Raw genomic sequence first — 1,975 nt, forward strand, 5'->3', positions numbered from 1 at the left:
TATAATCCCATCTTTGACACTTTTTACAATGTAAAAGCCGGTTAGGCTAGTAATTACAATGCCTCCGGCTTTTTTTAAGTGTTTAAATTTCGCGTACTTTTTTCTTTTTAGTTGTTTCTTTGAAAATTTTTTTCATATTTTTGTCACTTACAATCTCATAGTCTGTCCTAAAACCAAATGCTTCATGCAGATCATCTGTAATATCTGTTCTTTCGTACACTGGTATGTATCCCTCAGAAGAGGCATGTAAGAAATTCATGTTTCTTAGAGTATCCAATATGTCACAAATAGTATACTTATAATCTAGTTTTTGCTCCAATAGCCTCATTATAATTAATGACAAGAAGCAAGTTATAAAATGAGCCTGTATTCTGTCATCTCTTTGTAGAAAAACAGGTCTTGATTCAAAATCAGATTTCATTATTCTAAAACATTCTTCTATTTCCCATCTCGAATGGTTTATAGCAGCAATTTTTTCTCCATCTTCGTCTAAGTTTGTAGAAGATAAGTAAAAACCGTCGTGTATAGACTCGTCAAAGATAACTTTTTCATCTATAAAATAGTTTTCAAACTCAGCCAACTCACCGTCAGGTGTATAGCTGCTTTTTTTAATGAACCGTTTATAATCGTTAGCTCTGGATTTTTTGATCGCTGAAGGGCTTGTATTCACAAGTTTATGAGCCCTTTCAATCTGTCTATTTCTTATTTTTCTTTGGTATAACTTGTATTTCAAAGAAAATGTTATGACATATTTTTCTTCAAAACCATTTTCATTGACCCATCTTTCTTTATAAAAAGTGCATCCCTTATACTTATCTATATTTTCATCACTAGATTGTATATCATCTAAGTTATAGATCTTTTTAGAACCACTCAAATGCCAACCATTTGGATCTAAACACCAGTCAAGTAGATGTTTTTTAATTTTTTTAGTTGAAAGTGTTGTTATATAGGACCTATTTGCAAGGCTATTGAACATTTTATTTTCCTTAGAGGATAAGCCTGCATCAGTACACACTATAAAACTTGAATGTTCAAAGTCTTTTATAATATTTTTTTCAAGTGGTATCATAGTCTTTTGTTCATTGGTATTACCCGATTGTAAAGAGAATGCTAAAGGTATTCCACTACCATCCATAAAAAGTCCCATCTGTACTATAGGGTTGGGTCTATGTTCCTTAGAAGGTCCGTATTTTTTTATTCCAGATTCTTCTTCGCACTCGAAAAAGAAATTAGTACAATCATAAAAAAGTATACTATCATTTCTAGTAGATATTTTTTTACTGTTTTTATATACTTCTGATTGTATAAAATCATTCTTTTTAGCAATTTTATCAAGTGCTCTATATATTTGATGAAGATCAAAATTAGGTTGTTCTAAAAACTTTTTTGATTCTTCGAATGTATTTAACTTTGAAGAAGGGTAAATGATCCTTCCATATATTAATCTAGATAATATAGAGTTTAAATCGTATTTAAAACTGAACTCATTAGATATATCATCACAAATCTTTTTCAAACCCAATGAATTATATAGTGATTGCAAGAATAGATAACCACCATTGAAGAGCCTTTTTTGATTTTTAGTAATAGTTTTAGATTGCTTATATGGTATTAAAACAGTTCTATTTTGTCTTTTCTCTTCTTGATTTAGTTTTTCAACGTACTCTTTTGCCCATTCATATGGATCTATATTTTCACCAAGTTCTTCTCTTAATTTTTTCTCAGTACCAAGTCTTTCGACAACAACTGAAGTGTTAGACTTCGTCTTAGGGTTATAAACTGATTTTATTACATAGAAAGAAGCTGAATTTTTTGATTTTGATACTTTTAATCTCATGCTGACACCTCCAAATACTTATATTATAACATATTACGAGATATTACGCAATACTAAATTTCAGAATTTGACAAAAAAATAAAGCATTATCAATGCTTTTAGCGATTTTAAGAGTTAAAAAGTGTCAAACTTCCG

At 29.7% G+C, this 1,975-nt stretch carries 1 protein-coding gene; it reads right to left on the bottom strand.

The window, feature by feature from the left end:
• Positions 1 to 82 precede the first annotated feature (82 nt).
• On the bottom strand, positions 83 to 1,840 hold the full coding sequence (locus HMPREF1639_RS05595) for an IS1634 family transposase (protein WP_036764278.1): 1,758 nt from the start codon (positions 1,838 to 1,840) through the stop codon (positions 83 to 85).
• Positions 1,841 to 1,975 lie beyond the last annotated feature (135 nt).

The organism is Peptostreptococcus sp. MV1, assembly GCF_000758885.1.
Lineage (GTDB): Bacteria > Bacillota > Clostridia > Peptostreptococcales > Peptostreptococcaceae > Peptostreptococcus.

Coding starts and splice junctions, on each gene's coding strand:
- HMPREF1639_RS05595 (WP_036764278.1), bottom strand. CDS start 1,840: ATGAGATTAAAAGTATCAAAATCAAAAAATTCAGCTTCTTTCTATGTA.